The sequence below is a fragment of the Rhodococcus sp. ZPP genome (assembly GCF_017656075.1).
Classification (GTDB): Bacteria; Actinomycetota; Actinomycetes; order Mycobacteriales; family Mycobacteriaceae; genus Rhodococcus_F; species Rhodococcus_F oxybenzonivorans.
This window is the reverse complement of the sequence record NZ_CP058639.1, coordinates 473,118-489,296: the sequence shown is the minus strand read 5'-3', so window position 1 is coordinate 489,296 and position 16,179 is coordinate 473,118. Positions and strand designations below refer to the sequence as shown.

Annotated in this window: 15 protein-coding genes and 1 pseudogene; 5 read left to right on the top strand and 11 right to left on the bottom strand. The window is 68.1% G+C overall.

The window, feature by feature from the left end:
- Positions 1 to 356 precede the first annotated feature (356 nt).
- The 11 genes and pseudogenes from HYG77_RS33565 to HYG77_RS33515 all read right to left on the bottom strand — a co-directional run.
- A pseudogene (locus HYG77_RS33565) lies at positions 357 to 497 on the bottom strand (3-hydroxyacyl-CoA dehydrogenase NAD-binding domain-containing protein); the annotation flags it as partial.
- On the bottom strand, positions 488 to 646 hold the full coding sequence (locus tag HYG77_RS33560; RefSeq protein ID WP_208963931.1) for a hypothetical protein: 159 nt from the start codon (positions 644 to 646) through the stop codon (positions 488 to 490). The gene HYG77_RS33560 and the pseudogene HYG77_RS33565, both read right to left, overlap by 10 nt.
- 4 nt (positions 647 to 650) lie before the next feature.
- Entirely contained in the window at positions 651 to 905 is a 255-nt protein-coding gene (locus HYG77_RS33555; protein ID WP_208964301.1) for a hypothetical protein, read from the bottom strand.
- A 160-nt stretch (positions 906 to 1,065) separates the two neighbouring features.
- Positions 1,066 to 2,136 (bottom strand): PDDEXK nuclease domain-containing protein, encoded by a 1,071-nt coding sequence (locus HYG77_RS33550; protein ID WP_208963930.1) that lies wholly within the window; start codon positions 2,134 to 2,136, stop codon positions 1,066 to 1,068.
- Between the two features lie 185 nt (positions 2,137 to 2,321).
- On the bottom strand, positions 2,322 to 2,864 hold the full coding sequence (locus HYG77_RS33545; protein ID WP_208963929.1) for a sigma-70 family RNA polymerase sigma factor: 543 nt from the start codon (positions 2,862 to 2,864) through the stop codon (positions 2,322 to 2,324).
- Between the two features lie 143 nt (positions 2,865 to 3,007).
- Positions 3,008 to 3,430, bottom strand: coding sequence for a hypothetical protein (locus HYG77_RS33540; protein WP_244461474.1), 423 nt, complete (start codon positions 3,428 to 3,430; stop codon positions 3,008 to 3,010).
- A 186-nt stretch (positions 3,431 to 3,616) separates the two neighbouring features.
- Positions 3,617 to 4,549, bottom strand: coding sequence for a C39 family peptidase (locus HYG77_RS33535; RefSeq protein ID WP_208963928.1), 933 nt, complete (start codon positions 4,547 to 4,549; stop codon positions 3,617 to 3,619).
- A 135-nt stretch (positions 4,550 to 4,684) separates the two neighbouring features.
- Positions 4,685 to 5,560 (bottom strand): hypothetical protein, encoded by an 876-nt coding sequence (locus tag HYG77_RS33530; RefSeq protein WP_208963927.1) that lies wholly within the window; start codon positions 5,558 to 5,560, stop codon positions 4,685 to 4,687.
- A gap of 209 nt (positions 5,561 to 5,769) precedes the next feature.
- Positions 5,770 to 7,698: an Hsp70 family protein gene (locus tag HYG77_RS33525; RefSeq protein ID WP_208963926.1), complete on the bottom strand. Its 1,929-nt coding sequence runs from the start codon at positions 7,696 to 7,698 to the stop codon at positions 5,770 to 5,772.
- Positions 7,699 to 7,934: 236 nt separating this feature from the next.
- Positions 7,935 to 9,362, bottom strand: coding sequence for a GTPase (locus HYG77_RS33520; protein WP_208963925.1), 1,428 nt, complete (start codon positions 9,360 to 9,362; stop codon positions 7,935 to 7,937).
- On the bottom strand, positions 9,359 to 11,245 hold the full coding sequence (locus HYG77_RS33515) for a dynamin family protein (protein WP_208963924.1): 1,887 nt from the start codon (positions 11,243 to 11,245) through the stop codon (positions 9,359 to 9,361). The genes HYG77_RS33520 and HYG77_RS33515 overlap by 4 nt, the downstream gene beginning before the upstream one ends.
- Before the next feature lie 279 nt (positions 11,246 to 11,524).
- Between HYG77_RS33515 and HYG77_RS33510 the strand changes: the two genes are divergently transcribed.
- From HYG77_RS33510 to HYG77_RS33490, 5 genes are all read left to right on the top strand, one after another.
- Positions 11,525 to 12,799 (top strand): hypothetical protein, encoded by a 1,275-nt coding sequence (locus HYG77_RS33510; protein ID WP_244461473.1) that lies wholly within the window; start codon positions 11,525 to 11,527, stop codon positions 12,797 to 12,799.
- 206 nt (positions 12,800 to 13,005) lie between these two features.
- Positions 13,006 to 13,215 (top strand): hypothetical protein, encoded by a 210-nt coding sequence (locus tag HYG77_RS33505; RefSeq protein WP_208963923.1) that lies wholly within the window; start codon positions 13,006 to 13,008, stop codon positions 13,213 to 13,215.
- Positions 13,216 to 13,670: 455 nt separating this feature from the next.
- On the top strand, positions 13,671 to 15,353 hold the full coding sequence (locus HYG77_RS33500) for a CopG family transcriptional regulator (RefSeq protein ID WP_208963922.1): 1,683 nt from the start codon (positions 13,671 to 13,673) through the stop codon (positions 15,351 to 15,353).
- 45 nt (positions 15,354 to 15,398) lie between these two features.
- Positions 15,399 to 15,674 (top strand): hypothetical protein, encoded by a 276-nt coding sequence (locus tag HYG77_RS33495; protein WP_244461472.1) that lies wholly within the window; start codon positions 15,399 to 15,401, stop codon positions 15,672 to 15,674.
- Between the two features lie 147 nt (positions 15,675 to 15,821).
- The gene (locus tag HYG77_RS33490; RefSeq protein WP_208963921.1) at positions 15,822 to 16,172 is read left to right on the top strand and encodes an Lsr2 family protein; all 351 of its coding nucleotides are present in this window, start codon (positions 15,822 to 15,824) and stop codon (positions 16,170 to 16,172) included.
- The last annotated feature ends 7 nt before the right edge of the window (positions 16,173 to 16,179 follow it).

The following is a 16,179-nucleotide window of genomic DNA, read 5'->3' as shown; positions in this document are numbered from 1 at the left end:
GACGATGTCGTACACCACCTCACGGGACTTGACCCCTTCCTCTGTGCGTGGCTCGTCGATCTGACACAGGTTTCGCTGGCACCGGCAGGATTCTTCGCGGTCTGCGCCGCACTGGTGCTGCTGGGTTCCATCCGGATGCGGGAAACCGCCGGAACCCACCTCAGGGTGGATTGATCGGCACCCAAAGGGCCTCGGTATCCGGGAACGGATGCCGAGGCCGTCCGCGTCGGCCACGCTGCACCTCGATGACTCGTGCGCGATGACGCGGACGGCCCCGCCGGACCAGATTGGCATGTGGTCCAGGGGCTATCCGAAGATCGCCGTACAGTTGCGTATCAGTCTTGGTGGCGACGACTGATTTCCACCAGTTCGCTGGCCGGGACCGGGTTGAAGAAGTGCAGGCCGAGGAACCGTTCGGGTCGAGCCAGACCTGCGGCCAGCTGATCGACCGAGAGCGAACTTGTGTTCACGGGGAAGGTGGCGTGGGTCAGTGTTTTCGGTCGTGGCTGTTGAGTTCGTCGAGGACCTGGTCGAGGGCGGTGGTCGGGATACGGAACTCCGGCCCTTCCGCGTCACGGAGGTAGGCGCGCACGTTCGCGAGCAGGGCGAGGTCACGCTCGAGGTCTTCGGGGGTCCGGTCGGTCACAGCGTCATCCTCCCTGAGTGTGTTTCGCAACCATCGGGGCGGATGCTTCACTTTCGAGTGGGGGATGGGCTGACGGTGATGCCGATCCCGCGGGCGGGGCGTGTTGGCTGAGCTGGACGCCGCCGACGGTGCCGAACTGGTCGAGGTCCATGCGGAAGATCACCCCGTGCTGCGGGTCCCATTGGTAGGTGCCGTACCCGTGCTCGGTGTGCTGCGGCCCGGCTCTGCGGATGGTCTCTGCCTGGTGATCGCTATCCATCGGGCGCTCTCTCTATCGTGGTCACACGAATCCGCAATGGTGCATTGCTGGATTGCAGCTGCAGGTGGGCTTTTCGTGCTCACAGCCAACGGGATCAAGGCGGGTGCTGTGTCACGTAGGCCGCGGGTATCGCGTTGCCGACCATCCTCTCACCGATCGCTCATGGCTGTGCATCACCGTCCGGTCGTCGGCTCGCCTCGAGGTGGGTGAGTGTCTCGCCGACTGCGGACGCGAGTTCATCGTCGGTGGGGACGAGTTCCCGGACTGGGGCGGGCAGGGTGGCGTAGGTGTAGTCGGCGACGGCCAACGGTGCGGTGGTCCCGGCCAGGGAGTAGCGGACGACGTTGTCGTTGCGGCCGGCGCAGAGCAGGATCCCGATGGTGGGGGCGTGCTGAGTATGATCGCGCAGGTTCTCGTCGATCCAGGACACGTAGAAGCCGAGTTTGCCGACGTACTCGGGTTCGAACCGGCCGACCTTCAGTTCGACCACCACGAACCGGGCCTGGATCCAGTTGAAGAACAGCAGATCGATGTAGAAATCGTCACCGTCGACCTCGAAGTGATACTGCCGGCCGACGAACGCGAAACCGTGCCCGAGCTCGAGCAGGAACCGCTCCAACCGGGCCATCAACGCTGCCTCGAGCTCCCGCTCGGCGACCCGATCGCTCAGATCCAGGAAGTCGAAAACATAGGGGTCACGGACCAACTGCTGCGCCAGGTCGGAGTCACCGGTGGGGAGGTGGTCGGCGAAGTTGGACGGCGCCGCCCCGATCCGCTGGTCGAGCCGGTTCCGTATCTGATGGGACAGGACGTTGCGGGACCAGCCGTGTTCGAACGCCGCGGCCGCGTACCAATCACGGGTCGCCTGATCGTCGAGACGGTCGATCAGCACCGTCACGTGTCCCCACGGGATTTGTCCAACAGGCTGCTGGACGAATGCGCTCCGCGGCCACGCCGAGGCGATCTTCCGCATGTAGTGCAGGTTGCTGCGGGAGAATCCGCGCATCTCGGGAAACGCCGACCGCAGGTCAACGGCGAGCCGGTCGATGACCTTGCTGCCCCACCCCTCGGCATGCTGGCGGTCCAGGATCGCGCGGCCGATGTCCCAGTACAGCAGCAGCAACTCGGTGTTGACCACCCGCGTGGCCCGGATTCGGGCCTGCTGGACCTGCGTCTTGAGGTGTTCGAGGAAGTCGCGGTAGTCGTCGGGCAGCAGTCCAGGATCACTCACCCGGTCATCTTCCCGCACGACCGAGGACCCGAACCGCCAGGGCGGGCCGACCGGGACGGTCGGCGCGTTTCACGGATAGGCCACGCGGAGGGGTGGAACCGCAGGAAGGTCAGCATCATTTCCCGCTCAGCGCCGGTGATAGTTGACCCCGGGGTGTGGCCGCCGCGCCACCCGGCCGGAGCCTTCTAAAGATCGAGCGCGGGGGTGAGCAGGGTGGCCAGTTGCTTGCGGGCACGGTGGATTCGGGTTTTCACGGTGGCGACGGTGACACCTTGGTGTTCGGCGATGTCGGCGTAGGGCAGGGCGGCGAACTCGGCGAGGACGATCGCGACCCGGAAGTCTTCCGGGAGCTGGGCCAGTGCGCGGCGGACCGCGTCGACGGTGGTGACCTGTTCGTCGAATCGGGGTGCGGGATCTTCCAGGAGAATGCCGTACTCGCCGTCGCCGTCATCGAGGCTGTCGGTGTTCTTGCGGCGGCGCACGACGGCGAGGGCGGCGTTGGCGGCGATGCGGTGCAGCCAGGTGTTGAAGCGGGCGTCGCCCCGGAACTTCGGCAGGTTCTGCCAGGCGGCGGTGAGCGTGTCCTGCAGGGCGTCTTCGGCGTCGTGGGTGTTTCCGGTGATCTGCAGGCATACGTGCCAGGCGTTGGTGCGGTAGCGGCCGACGAGGTGCGCGAAGGCGTGATGATCCCCTGCGCGGCACGCCGCGATCAGGTCCGCGTCATCCATGTTTGGTCCCCCCGTGCCGTCTCACTGGTTTTTCGCCGCCCCCGGGCGCCGAGGGAATCGTACCCGCCGTCACATACAGCCCGCCCGGCCAGGAACTCCGCTGCGAACCACACCAGAAATGGGGAGGGCGGGATCGGTGTGGGTTAGAGCGGGTCGATGTCGTGGTGCCCGCCGAGGTCGATGCCGGGATCGGCCGGGTCGTCGGCACCGAGAAGGGTCGGGTCGACGCTGTCGTCACCGAGAAGAAGATCCTCGCCTGCCGGGTGGTCGACATCCGGGTCGTCGGCGCCGGCGGCGGTATCGGTATCGAGGTCGGTGACGTGGCTGGCGCCGTCACCGTCGGTGTCGAGGTCGGTGTCGTCGTCGAGCAGGATGATCTCGTCGTCCTCGGGTACGACGGGAACGTCGTCGACGTCGGGGACGAGGCCGGGATCGACGGGGGCGGTGGTCGGGTCGAGAGCGATCTCGAGGGCCCGCGCCCACACCTCGTCGGGCACGGGCGGCAGCGCATTACCCGATACCCCCAGTGCGGCAAGGACGGAATCGTCGTCCACTGCTGCTCTCACCTCGTTTCCTTGGAGTCTGTTGGTGCACCGGCACAGCGCACGCCCACCTGTTGGATGCACCGGATCGCCGGAAGGTTCCCGCCGATCACCAAGTTTCTTTTTCCTGTCACCGTCACCGATGCCGGTGATGGTGGCGTAGTCCAGTGTGCACGCCCGGCCTGTGGCCGGCTGGTAGTGACCCGGCGACTAGAGGTCGATCATCGCCCACCGCCGATCGGATGCCGTCATCGGCGCCGCGACCGGTGCCCTGGCCGGGTCCGGATGGTCGGCCAGATCAGGGTCCGAGGTGTCGGCGACGAGTATCCGCTGGCCCGAGTCGGCCCAGGCATCCTCGAACTGGTCGATCGGCACCTCGAGCTGGTTGCCGTTCGGGGCGCCGGGGTCGGAGAGGATCACCACCCCGCGGGCTTCGTCGATGCCGGCGACGATGAGGAAGTGATCGGCCGTGTCGTCTTCCCCGACTTCGCGGTCCGGATGCCAAATCTCACCGGAGTCGACCATCGCGATCACCCCGTAGGCGTCCTGCAGTTTGGTTTTCAGGTCGTCGATCGAGCTGTCCTGCACCGTGCAGGGCACCCCTTGATCCTCGAGGAGGATCTCGAGGTTCGGCAACGTCATGCCGCGGGCGGGGTCCCCGTCCTGCATGAGCCCGAGTTCGAGGGCCCGGTCGACCAATTCCTGGGGGTCGTCGATGACCACCCCGGTGTACTGGGCGATCACCTGCGCGGCGCTCGCCGGCCCGCAGTACCCGTCGACCTGCTGGTAGAACCAGTTCACCGACCATTCCACCGGGTCCCCGTACACCCCGTCCCCGCCCGCCTCCGGGGCCGGAACGGGTGCGGTGCCCGGCTCCGCGACCGGCGGGTCGGCAGCCTCGTCCCGCGGCGGCGCGAGTACCGGAGGCTGGCCTAGATCCGGGTCGAGTGCGCTCAGGTCGATCCCGGACAGATCCACCGCTGCCGGCGGGTCGGTGATTCCCGTGAATGGATCCTCATCGACCGGGCCGTCAATCGCCTCGAAGTCCTCCTCGACCGAGGCCGGTTCGCTCAGGTAGGTGTCGTCGTCGAGTGGGCCGGCGGACCAGGCTGCGGCCGTGAGGTCCGCGTGCATGTCATCCATTCGGTGCTCTCCCGGAGTGATGGTTCGGCCCGCACCCGACGTCGGGCAGGGGGCAGGGGTGTGTTGCACCCACCGGCCGAATCCTGGCCGGGGGTGCGAGGGCGTCCTGGTCGGTGGGTCGGGCTGGGGGTGGGGTCAGGCCAGGTCGGTGGGCGTGGGCTCGGCCAGTGTCTCGCCGGGGTAGGTGCCGGCCTGCTCGTGGTAGTGGTCTTCGGCGGGGATGAGGGCTTCGAACTGCTCGATCGACCCGAGGTGCCCGTCGGTGGCGGTGTCGAACGTCTCCTGGGAGCCGTCGTTGTCGGTGTCGGTGGTGCCCAGGTCGAAGGTGCCGTCACCGTTGGTGTCGACCAGGGTGTCGTTAGTGATGCCGTCGGCGTCGGTGTCGAGGGCCGCGGTGTCGAAGCGGCCGTCACCGTTGCTGTCGATCAGGTGCACATCCGGGTTGCCGTCGGCGTTGGTGTCGAACTGGGTGTCGGTGATCAGCCCGCCCTCGATGACGTCCTGGCGGACCGGAGCGCCGGTGGCGGAGTCGAGGTGGGTAGCGAGGTCGACGGTGCCGTCGTCGTCGAGGTCCTCGGCGAGCCGCACCCCGCCCGCGGTCGGGGCGATCCCGGTCTCGTAGGTGCCGTTACCGTCGGTGTCCTGCTCGACGAGAGTGATGGCCCCGTCCTCGTCGATATGGGTGATGGTCTCGACTCCCTCGACGCGGCTGTGGATCAGGTCCACGTTTCCGTCGCCGTCGACATCGCGCGGCGAGGAGTACTCCCCACCAGCGCCAGCGCCCGTATCGCTGTCGGCTGCGGTTCCCGCGCCCAGATCGGTATCACCGCCGGTGTCCGGGCCGGTGGGGGCCGCGGCGGGGATCGGGTCACCCGCCGCCGGCGACGGCTGCCCACTACTGGCGGTGGGGGCGGTGGTGTAGGTGGCGTCCTGCGGGTCCCCGGTCAGGTTGGGGCTGGCCGAGGTCGCGTCGGCGGTCGGGGTGTCCTGGGCGCTGCGGGGGTTGCTCATGATCAAAAGTCCTTCTCGGTCGGGGAGTTACGGCGGGGAAGTGGTGTTCGCTTTGTGTTGTCGAGAGTTGGATGCGGTGAACGCCCCGAAAGGTTCCCGGCCGAGCCGAAAAACTTTTCCCCGCATCCGAAGACCGGTGCGCACATCGGGGCGCCCGCCCCGGAACAAGGCTGGGGCGGGCGCAAAAAACGTGTGTGGTCGGTGGGGGTTTAGTTGATCAGGCCGGCGCGGGAGAGGAACGTTTTCGCCCCGGCCAGGCCCTGGGCGTCGCCGAAGCTGGCCATCACCCCGGTCGATCCGTTGGCGTACCAGATCGAGTAGGTGCCCGCGTAGCCCGGACCGTCGATGTGGGCGGCCGCGGTCCGCGGAATGTTCTCCACGATCTCGTTGTCGGTGGAGGTGGTGTCGTTGTGAAAGCCCTGCCGGATCCCGAGGACCCGCTTCTTCGCTTCCGCGGCGTCGACGCTGACGATGATCGACTGGAAGTCCTGATCGGAGATCCCGGCGGTCAACGCGCTGCCCTCCTTCAGGGTGCACTGCATCTCCACGCCACCGTTCTCGGTCTCCCCAGTGCTCTTGCAATCGGTCAGGTCGGACCGCAATGCTGCCGGAAGCGCCGCCAGGACAGCCTCTTTCGTGGCCGGAACCTCGGTGGCCCCGTTCCCGGAGGCGCCCGCCGGCTCCGCTGCTGCGGGATCACCGGTCGCGGCGGCCGGGGGATCGGCGGCATTCTCGTCGCCGCCGGTGAGGGTGATGGCCCCGATCACTCCGGCGATCACCACGATGGCGGTGGCTGCGGCGCCGAACACCAACGCTTTCTTCCTCCCGGCACTGGCACTGGAACCGGCACCGGCACCGGCACCGGCATTGGTGTTGGTGCCGTTGGGTGCCGGGGCGTCGGTGGGTTGCCAGGTGGTCGCCGGCCGGGGTTCGGGGTTCGGGATGGGGGCGGTCGCTGCCGGACCGCCGGGGCTGCGGGGTGGGGCGGCCGGGGGTGGGCCTGGGTGCGTGTACCGCGGGGCTCCGCCGGCAACGGTGGTGTTGTCGAGGCCGCGGACGATTGGGGCGGCCGCGGCGATCGCGCCCTGCGCGACGACGGTTTTCGGGTCGTCGAGGGTGGCGATCGGCCCCAGCGCCTGGAGGTGGTCCTGCACGATCGGGATTCGGGAGGATCCGCCGGTCAAGTACAGTGCGTGCAGCCCGGTGGGGTCGGTGACGTGGGCGTCGGCGAGGGTTGCCCGGGTCAGGGTGACCGCCTTCTCCACAGCGGGGGTGATGAGTTCCTCGAACTCCTCCCGGGTGATCTGGAACTTTTCGGTGTGCCCGCCGCCGGTGACGGTGATGGTCGCCGACGGCGCTTCCGAGAGCAGTTCCTTGGCGCGGCGGATCGAATCGTCGAGGGCGTGCCGGATATCGATCGGCGCGGACCGCAGATAGTCACCGAGTTCGGGGTTGCGGGCCTCGAGTTGCTCGTTGACCCACCGGCGGATGTAGGCGTCGAAGTTCTTCCCCCCGAGCCCGTTGTCACCGCGGGCGGCGACCACGTCGAAGGTGCCGTGCTCGTTCGCGGCCAGCACCGCGATATCGAGGGTGCCGCCACCGAAGTCGAACACCGCGATCTTCGCACCCGGGGACAGGGTGTGGGACCGCGAGTAGTAGTGCGCCGCCGCCCGCGGTTCGGACACCGTCGTCACCTGCGAGGCGTCGAGACCGAGCTGGGCGGCCGCGTCGAGGAGGACCTGAATCTCGCGGGGCGACCACGCCTCCGGGTGGGTGAGGACCAGCTGGGCGGGTGCTTGCCCGGCGTGCGCGGCCCGCGCCCGCGCCATCACCGAATCGAGGACCGCGGCAACGGGCACCGACGAGGGGATCGCGTATCCGTTGACGTGCACCACGTCCTGACCGATCACCCGTTTCGGGGAGGGCAGGTAGGCGGCCGGGTTGGTCTCGGCGCGGTTGGTGGCCACGTCCCCGACCGCGATCTGGTGTGGTGATTCGACGAACACCGCCGAGGACATCGTGGTGCGGTTGTGGCTGAGCTGCAACGCTTCCACCGCACCGCTGACCGCACCGGTATGCGCGGCGGCGGTGTTGGAGGTACCGAAGTCGATCCCCAGCAACCAGTCCGGCCTAGACATTGCAACCCCCCGACCTCAAACCTCTCGAACCACATCCGGCGACGGCGTGGCCGCGCCCGGGCATCATGTCACGCCGGTCCACCGGCGGCGGCTCGGACGGTCGGTAGAACATCACAAGGGGTCCTTCCACACAAAAACGGGTCTTCTCGATCGAGCGGGTACCAGTTCGATGCACGCCGCGGGGATAAGGTTCCCACCCCGCCCACACCAAAAATCAGATCCGCACTCATGGTGGGTCAGGTGGCGGCGATCGTGCTGTAGGTGTGTGCCAGCACGATCAGGGCGGCGTCCTCGGCGGCAGTCATGGTCGACAGGGCCTGGGTGTGCGCCCAGTTCAGCTTCTGCTGCGCGGTGATCCGCACCTGCTCGGGGGTGGCGCTGTCGGGCAGGCCGAGTTGTCCGGCTGGAGTGCGGCGTTTGAGGAGGCGGCGTAGTTCGGTGGTGACGGGGGAGCGGGGGTCGGCCTCGAGCATGGACCGCAGGTGTTCGAACAGCACCACGGTGTGCAGGGCGGGGTCGCGGCGCAGGGTGTCCACGACGGCCCGGATCTGGTCGCGGGCGGGGTGGGTGAACGCGAGCTGGTCGAGTTCGCGGATGATCCGGCTGGCCCGGTGCACGGCGGCGAACCGGCCCAGATGCTGCGAGAGCACTCCCCGCAGCTGCGGGATCCCCGAATGCGCGGTCAACCACTCGTTCAGGGCGGCGGCGCCGCGGGCGGCGACGTCGCGGCCATGAATGATTCCGTACTCGCCGAGCAGATCGAGGAGCCGATCCCGTATTGCTGGGGGCAGGGCTGTGGGGGTGTCGGTGTCGAGGAGGTCGAGGACGTCCAACGGTCCGTGCCCGGTCAGCGAGGCCAACAGGCGGGCGTCGGCCTCGGTGAGCGCCCCGGTGTGGGCGGTTTCGGCGAGCAACCCGGCGATCGGCATCACCGTCATCACGGTGTCGGCGAGCCGGCCGGCCAGGACTCGGGCGTGGGCGATGGCGTGCTCGAGTGGGTTGCGTTGCCCCAAAGCTCCTTCGCCGAACCCATCGGCGCGGGAGAGCACCCCGAGGGTGTTGAGCGGGGTGAACCCGAGCTGTTTGAGGAAGGAAATCTCGTCGGCGCGCGGCGCGGAGTCGAACAGGAACACCGCGGCGTCGGCGTCGACGGACGCGGTGCGGGTCTGCTCGTAGCCGTCGATGAGGACCCGGCGGGTGCGGGCCTCGTTCTCGGCGGTCAGCGTGGCCAGGCCGGGGGTGTCGACCAGGGTGAAATCGCGGATCGCCGCGGACGGCAACCACCGGTGCACATAGGCCACCTGCTCCGGCGGCACCCCCAGCTCGGCGGTGTGCCCGCGGGCCAGGTGCACCGGCGCCCGCCCACCGTCCAGTAGCACCACCTCGGCGCGGGAGGGGGCACCGTCCTGGTAGACGGCGACGATGCTGGTGGCCTCGAGGGCGGCGGTTTCGGCGACCGGCGCCCCGATCAACGCGTTCACCAGGGTGGATTTGCCGGCCTTGAGGCGGCCGACGATCACGATCCGCGGCGGTGACCAGAGGATCTGGCCGATCCGGTTGGCGTGGACGGCGAGATCGGGGGCCAGCCCGGCGAGCGCATGCAACGCCCGATCCAGACCGGCGCGCACCGGATCCCACGCCGGGGCGGTCGGGGTGGCCGTCACCGCACACCCCCAATACCAGCCGGGGGAGCGGGGGTGGACAGTTCGGCGATCAAGGCTTCGGCGCGGGTGATGTTGTTCTCGACCACCCGCAGATTGTTCTCCAGCCGGGTCACTTTCTTCTCCCGGGTGGCCTTGTCCGTCCGCATGGTGTCCTCGGCGTCCTTGATCTGCTTCTGCAAGGTCTCGATCGAGGTCTTCACGTGTTCGCGGTAGCGGATCACGATCTCCGGGCGGGCCAGGGCGAGGGTGGATTCGAGCATCCGCGCGGTGGTCGTCTTCGTGGTCGCGATCGTCTCCCGCAGCCAGGCCAGCAGATTCGTCTTCCCGGCCCGCATCGCCTTGAACCCGAGATTGAACCCCACCCACGCGACGCCGACGACTGCCCCGACCCCCATCATCGCCGAGACCCCGATCAGACCACCGAGCATCGACGAACCCATCACCCCCATGGTGATCATCGACGGATCGAGCAGCCCCTGCCGTTTCCCGGCCACCTGATGGGTGTCGAGGATGCGGTTCGACAACGTCGCGAGGACCTTCTCGGAGATCTCGTGCCAGATGACCTCCGAGGCGAACCTCGGTTGCACGATCTGGGTGTAGAGCTGCTCGAGGAACAGATTCACCGCCCCGGCCATCGCCGCCTGAAAATCGCGTTCCATCTCCGCGGTGAAATGCTGCGGGTTCCGCCGCAACACCGCCATCCCGTTCTTGTTGATCCGGGTCGTCCACTTCTCCCGGATACCGTCGAGGCTGCGGTCGAGATCATCGGTGGCGTGCTGACGAATCAACGTCAGATCCCGCTGCAAATACTGCTCCCACTGCGCCGAGTGGTCTTTCAGGCCCTGCAACTGCGCCAACTGCGCGGTCAGATCCGGGATGACCTCACCGCTGCGGGTGATCGCCCCAATCTGGGTGCGCATATCCGCCGCCAACCCCGCCAATCCCTCGGCCGCGGTCCGCAACCCGGTGATCGCCGGAAGATGGTCGGCAATCCCGAGTTTCGACCCGATCAGCTCCCGCAGCTCGGTGATCCCCGACCGCACCTCCGCTGCGTCCCGGTCCGGGCCGGGCGGCATCTCCGCCGCGATCACCGCCCGCAGGCTCGACACCCCCACCACCGGAACCTGCCGGCCCAGATGCCGGGCCAACAGCTCCCGATTCTCTTCGACGATCAGCCGCCAACGGCGAATGTTCTTGTCCGTCTTGGTGACCACCACGATCAGCGACTCAACCGCGGACCCGGCCTTGTCGATGAACGCCATCTCCGGTGCCGTCAGCGGGGTACTCCCATCGCACACGATCACCAACACACACGCCTGCGATGCCGACGCTTCCGCCAAGGCCGCGTACGACGGATCCAACCCGCCCACCCCCGGGGTGTCGATCACGGTCACATCACCGAGCCGGCTGCCCGCCACCGGGACGATCGCCCGGGTGGGTAACTCCTGGGCCCTAGCGTCGGTGACATGGGCGCCCTCGCATGAGACCCAGTCCGCCAGGTCCGCGTGCGGAATCTGCTCGGTCCGGTCCGGGAACAGGATCTGCGCGCTCCCACCCGGCTGCCCGGGCGTGGCCTCACCGAAGCTGATCGTCGTCGACGTCGTCACGTCCACCCCCACCGGGGACGCATCCCGCCACCCGACCAGCGCATTGACCAACGAACTCTTGCCCCGCTTGACCTCACCGACCACCACCACCGACCGGGTCTGCCCCACGGCGGCAGCCCGCTGCTCGGCGAGATCGCTGATCGCGTCATACCCGAACGGCCGCAGAATCTTCCCGGTAATCGAGGAGAGCAACACCTCGGCGCGCTCCCGCGGCGGCGCCGGGGTAGCGGGGGAGAGGTCATCGGCCGGCTGCCCGGTGCGTGCGGCATCCTCCACGCCTACCCCCCTTTTTCCCGTCGTCGACCTGCGCGCACCGGTGAGGTGGGCGCCGGTCGAAACCCTAGCGTGAGCGGGCCCGGACCGGCACCGTCAACCCAGCCCACCTCCCACCACCGAATCGGGTGTGACGCAGGACACTCGCCCGGTGTGGGAACCTTCCAGGCGGCTGGAGCCTCCAACTACCAGAACCACACGCCCCGCCCGGCGACACCGAAAACCGGACACACGCACAACACCAGCGCGGGGCGAAAAACAGGGAAGGGACCGAAAAAGACGATGAGGACCACCATGTGGAGGCTCGCCGCGGCTGTGCTTACTGCCGCCGTGCTGTTGGCCGGCTGCGCCAGTACCGACGACGCTCCCGCCGAACCCACCGGCAAATCCGGCGGCGACGCCGCCCAAACCGCGGAGGTCGATCCGGCCGCCCTCGACACCGGCGACTACCCGACCACCCCGGCCCCGGAGTTCGGGCGGGCCACCCAGGAGACCATCCTCGACGTCGACGGGCAGCGGCTCGCCGAGTTCACCGTCGTCCCCTTCGAGATCGACCCCGAACTCACCTCGGTGAAGATGCCCACAATGGTGATGCGCAGCGGCAAGAACCTCGGTGTCGTCCTCAGCGACGCCGCCGGCGACATCGCCCACAACCACCAGATGCTCTACGGCTACGTCTCCACCGCCACCACCCCCACCACGAAAACCACCGACCCGTCCCGGTCCGTCGTGCAAGCGGTGATGCGGTTCAACAACCCCGACGCCGCCGCCGCCACCGCCCGCGAGATCCACCAGAACCTGCTCACCGTCGACGACGGCACCGGCCTCGAGACCGCCGAGAACATCGAAATCGCGCCCCACACCCTCGTCTCGACCGGTCAGACGAACTTCTCCGCCGGCCCCGAGGTCTCGGTCAACGCGTTCACCCCCCACGGGAATTACCTGCTCTACACCTGGGCGAAAGCCCCCGCCGCCGAGAAGGACTGGACCGCACGCGCCGTCGCGAAGGCCCTGTCCCTGCAAGAACCGCTGATCGACCAGTTCCCGGCCACCCCGACCCGCGCCCAGAACGGGGGCCAGTCCCCGGAACTGCCCATGATCGACCAGGACAAGGTCCTCATCTACGCCATCCCCGAAGACGACGCCCAAGCCCAACTCGGCGACGACATGGCCGCTTACGGCCCCCGCGGCATGGCGCACCGCTCCACCAACCCGCCCCTGACGTACAAGGTCCTCACCGCTGCGGGATCCGAACACAACGCCGTCTACAAAACCAGCGTCTACCGGGCCAAGGACGACGCCGGCGCCCACACCATCCTCACCGAATTCCACAACGATCTCCTCGCCGAGGGCTTCACCACCGCCCCCACCCCGCCCGGGATGCCCGCCGCCAAGTGCGTCACCAAGGACACCGTCAACGGCACACAGGACTACTGCATGGTCGCCAACGGCCGCTACGTCGGTGAAGCCAGCGGCACCGACAACAAAAAGGACGTCGATCAGCAGATCTCCGCCCAATATTTGATCCTCGAGCACGCCGACCAGGACGCCGAATAACCCCCTCCGGACAAGCACTGTTCGCCGGCACCGCCCCGACGGTTCACGTCATCGGAGTGACGCACCCAGGCCGCCGTCGACACCGGGGGCGGTCCTAGGCGAACCCGATTCCGCGCTGAACCGCCTCGATCACCGAGCTGCCAACGCAGCTGACCGGCCACAAAACCCGCACCATACGCAGAAATCAACCTAGGCAGGGAGAACCCATGAAGAAGCTCATCGCCAGTGCCGCACTGCTGGCCGGCATCACCTCGGCCGCTCTCGCGCTGGCGCCGACCGCCTCGGCCATCGAGACCGAGGGCCTGTACAACCAGTGCAGCGGCCTCCACGACGGCAGCACCTGCTGGTCGCAGGAGCACGGCGTCTTCGAGCACCTCAACCTCGACGGTTTAGAGATGGGGTACAAGCACAACTGATATTGCGCGAGTAGATGATTCCCCGGGGACGGCGGCCGCCGTCCTCGGGTCTCTCGCTCTCGCCGCCACTGTGATCGGATCTCCAGACGGTGCTGCCCAGGCCGAGGCTCGGCATTGCCCCCGGACTCATAACCCCGGACACCGGACCCTGGTGTGACCCTTCCTTCAGACGGCGCAGGCCCGATACTCATCGTGTGTGGATGACCGGCCGTTGCCGAGGCGTGTGTGCGCAACCGTTTCGTGGGAAGTACACTCAACGACGTTCGCAGAGCATCCCCCCAAAATTTGCACTGTTGAACGCCCCCCGTGTCCAGCGTCCCCCCGACCTGGACACCCGCGCCCCAGTGCCACCCCCCCGGTGCTGGGGCGCATTGCATTCCACCGATCAGCAACCTCCGACGCTTTGTCTTCCCATCCCGAACCAGCTTCGGAAAATCCCTCGCGGAGTGACAGCGATGACCGAGACCGCCACCGGCATGGGCCGCGTCCCTGTCGGCGATCCGATCCCGCTCCGCTTCGATCCACAGACCAAGAAGCAACTCGACGAGGTGGCCGCCGGGATCGGTCCCCGCCGCTTCGGCGCCCTGATCCGGGTGGCCGCCCACCGCCTCCTCGCCGACCCCGACCGCGTACCTACTGCACTCGATGAGTACCGCCGCGCCTCCGCCGCCGCCCGCAGCCTCCCCCGGGTGGAAATAGTCTTCGACCTGGACCCGGCCACCGACCGGCGCCTCGCGGAGCTGGCCCGGGCCCATCACACCAAACGCAGCGCGATCGTCCGCGTCGCCGCCCACCGCTTCCTCACCACGGCGGGCCGATTCCGCCCCCACCTGCTTCGCGAGGACGCCCGCGGCGACCTCACCTGCCGAACCCGCCTGCACGTCAACCGCTCCACACTCGACCGGCTGGACCGGCTCACCGGCCGCAACGGTGACGTCCTCACCGCCGCCGCGCTGCGGGTCGCACTGCGCCGCCTCCTCGACCACCCCGGCGACCTCACCACCGACCTGACCACGATCGGGGCGGTCCGCGACCTGGCACCGGAGGTCTTCGGCCCGCGCACGAATGTGCACTTCGACGACGAACTCCGCGACCAGCTCGACGCCCTCGTGCGCCAACTGGGGTCCGATCGTGCCGAGCTGATGCGTCTGGCCGCCCACCAGCTCCTGGCCCATCAGCGGGACCTCGAGCAGGCGGTGACCGACGAGATCTACCGCGGGGACGCGAACCGCGGCCAGCTCCTCGCCCGCAACGAACGCCGCAAAACCACCACTACCGTCGGCATTGTGCCCGCCGGCGCGGTGAAGGCGCCGTCCCCGGCGGGGCGACCGTTCGGGAAGCCGCACTCGTTCCTGGTGGACGAGGACACCAAACGCGAACTGCACGAGCTCGCCGACGAGTACGGGCCCCGCCGGGTCTCGGCTCTGGTACGGGTTGGGATCCGCCGACTGATCGCCGACCCGGACGCCGGTGCCGCTCTTGCGCAGGCCCGCCGGGTGTCCGCGCAGGCCCGGACGGTGCCGCACGAGCGGGTCACCCTGAGGCTCGAGCCGCCGGCCGCCGCCCGCTTCGAGGCCCTCGCCGGCGCCTATGCGGCGACACCGAGTGACCTCGTCGCCGTCGCGCTGCACCGCTTCCTTGCTGCACCCGGTGACTACCGCGATGTGCTACTGGCCGAGAGCACCTCGGTCCAGCTCGACGAGAAGTTCACCGTGTCGATCCGCCCCTCGATCCGCCGCGAGGTCGAGCAGCTCGCCAACCAGTACGGGAACCGGATGACCTCCACTTTGGTGCGCGTCGCGGTCCGCCGACTCCTCGACAAATCCGGCAACCTGACCGTCGAACTCACCACCGTTGTCCCCGTGCATGATCTGCGCCCGGAGCCGCCGAAGGCCAGGATCGCCGTCGCCCTCGACGACGAACTCCTCGTGCATCTCGACGCCCTCGCCGGCCGACTCGGCTCGACCCGTCAGGAATTGGTGTACCTGGCCGCCACACGGATTCTCCGCCAGCACACCGGCATCGAAACCCTGATGTTGGATGAGATGTACCGGGCCCCGGGCAACCGGCAGAAACTGATCACCAGACATGCCCGGCGCGAGCGAAGGCGCCGAACCGGCCGCGGGGATGGTGCGTGACCTGCGAGAATGGTGTGGGTCGGGCCCGCACCATCGGAGGATCCCATGTCTCGGTTTCGGCGCCTGGCCCTTATCGCGACCACGGCGGCCGTCCTGTCCCTGACCGCGGCACCCGCACACGCAGCACAACCACCCGACGCACCCGGGTGCACAGTGCACAGGTTCGTCCTCGGTGCGATGTCGACGTGTGCCCCGGGTTCGGCGAATACCCATCAGGTGGAGATGGTGTGCTGGATCGGCGGATTTCCCGCCAACCTGTACTACGCGTGGGGGCCGGAGGTGCCACGTTCCTGCCCTCCCTCGCCCTGTGCCCGCCGCTGAGCTACGGGTTCACGGCGACCGTGCACACCCGATAGTCATGCGCTGACCTGCGGAAATGGCACGTCCCAAGACCTGGTCCGCCGGTGATGGTCCGACCGCCAGTAGGGTTCGGTGCTGCTGTGAAAGAAAACATGAGATCGGGGAACTGTGGCGCGCAAGGTAGTAGTCGAACTTGTCGACGACATCGACGGCACCGTCTTCGGTGACGGGGAAGGGGAGAACATCACCTTTTCCGTCAACGGGGTGGACTACGAAATCGACCTGAAGGACAAGCACGCCAGGAAGTTCCACAAGCAGATCGGGTACTTCATCGGCTACGCCACGCGCACCGGTGGCCGCAAACGGCGCTCCGATCGACCCGTCGTTGCCGATGTTCCGGTGCGGCGGCGCGGGGAAGTCAAGGAGATCCGGGCGTGGGCGGCCGAGCAGGGTTACGACATCTCGTCCCGCGGCCGGATCCCCGCCGAGGTCGAGCAGGCGTTCCGCGACGCCCACTAGAAGGCCT

What these genes read in the sequence shown, in the direction of transcription:
- HYG77_RS33555 (WP_208964301.1), bottom strand. Translation starts at nt 905, where the DNA reads ATGGATAGCGATCACCAGGCAGAGACCATCCGCAGAGCCGGGCCGCAG.
- HYG77_RS33545 (WP_208963929.1), bottom strand. Translation starts at nt 2,864, where the DNA reads ATGGATGACGCGGACCTGATCGCGGCGTGCCGCGCAGGGGATCATCAC.
- HYG77_RS33535 (WP_208963928.1), bottom strand. Translation starts at nt 4,549, where the DNA reads ATGGATGACATGCACGCGGACCTCACGGCCGCAGCCTGGTCCGCCGGC.
- HYG77_RS33530 (WP_208963927.1), bottom strand. Translation starts at nt 5,560, where the DNA reads ATGAGCAACCCCCGCAGCGCCCAGGACACCCCGACCGCCGACGCGACC.
- HYG77_RS33525 (WP_208963926.1), bottom strand. Translation starts at nt 7,698, where the DNA reads ATGTCTAGGCCGGACTGGTTGCTGGGGATCGACTTCGGTACCTCCAAC.
- HYG77_RS33510 (WP_244461473.1), top strand. Translation starts at nt 11,525, where the DNA reads ATGAGGACCACCATGTGGAGGCTCGCCGCGGCTGTGCTTACTGCCGCC.
- HYG77_RS33505 (WP_208963923.1), top strand. Translation starts at nt 13,006, where the DNA reads ATGAAGAAGCTCATCGCCAGTGCCGCACTGCTGGCCGGCATCACCTCG.
- HYG77_RS33500 (WP_208963922.1), top strand. Translation starts at nt 13,671, where the DNA reads ATGACCGAGACCGCCACCGGCATGGGCCGCGTCCCTGTCGGCGATCCG.
- HYG77_RS33495 (WP_244461472.1), top strand. Translation starts at nt 15,399, where the DNA reads ATGTCTCGGTTTCGGCGCCTGGCCCTTATCGCGACCACGGCGGCCGTC.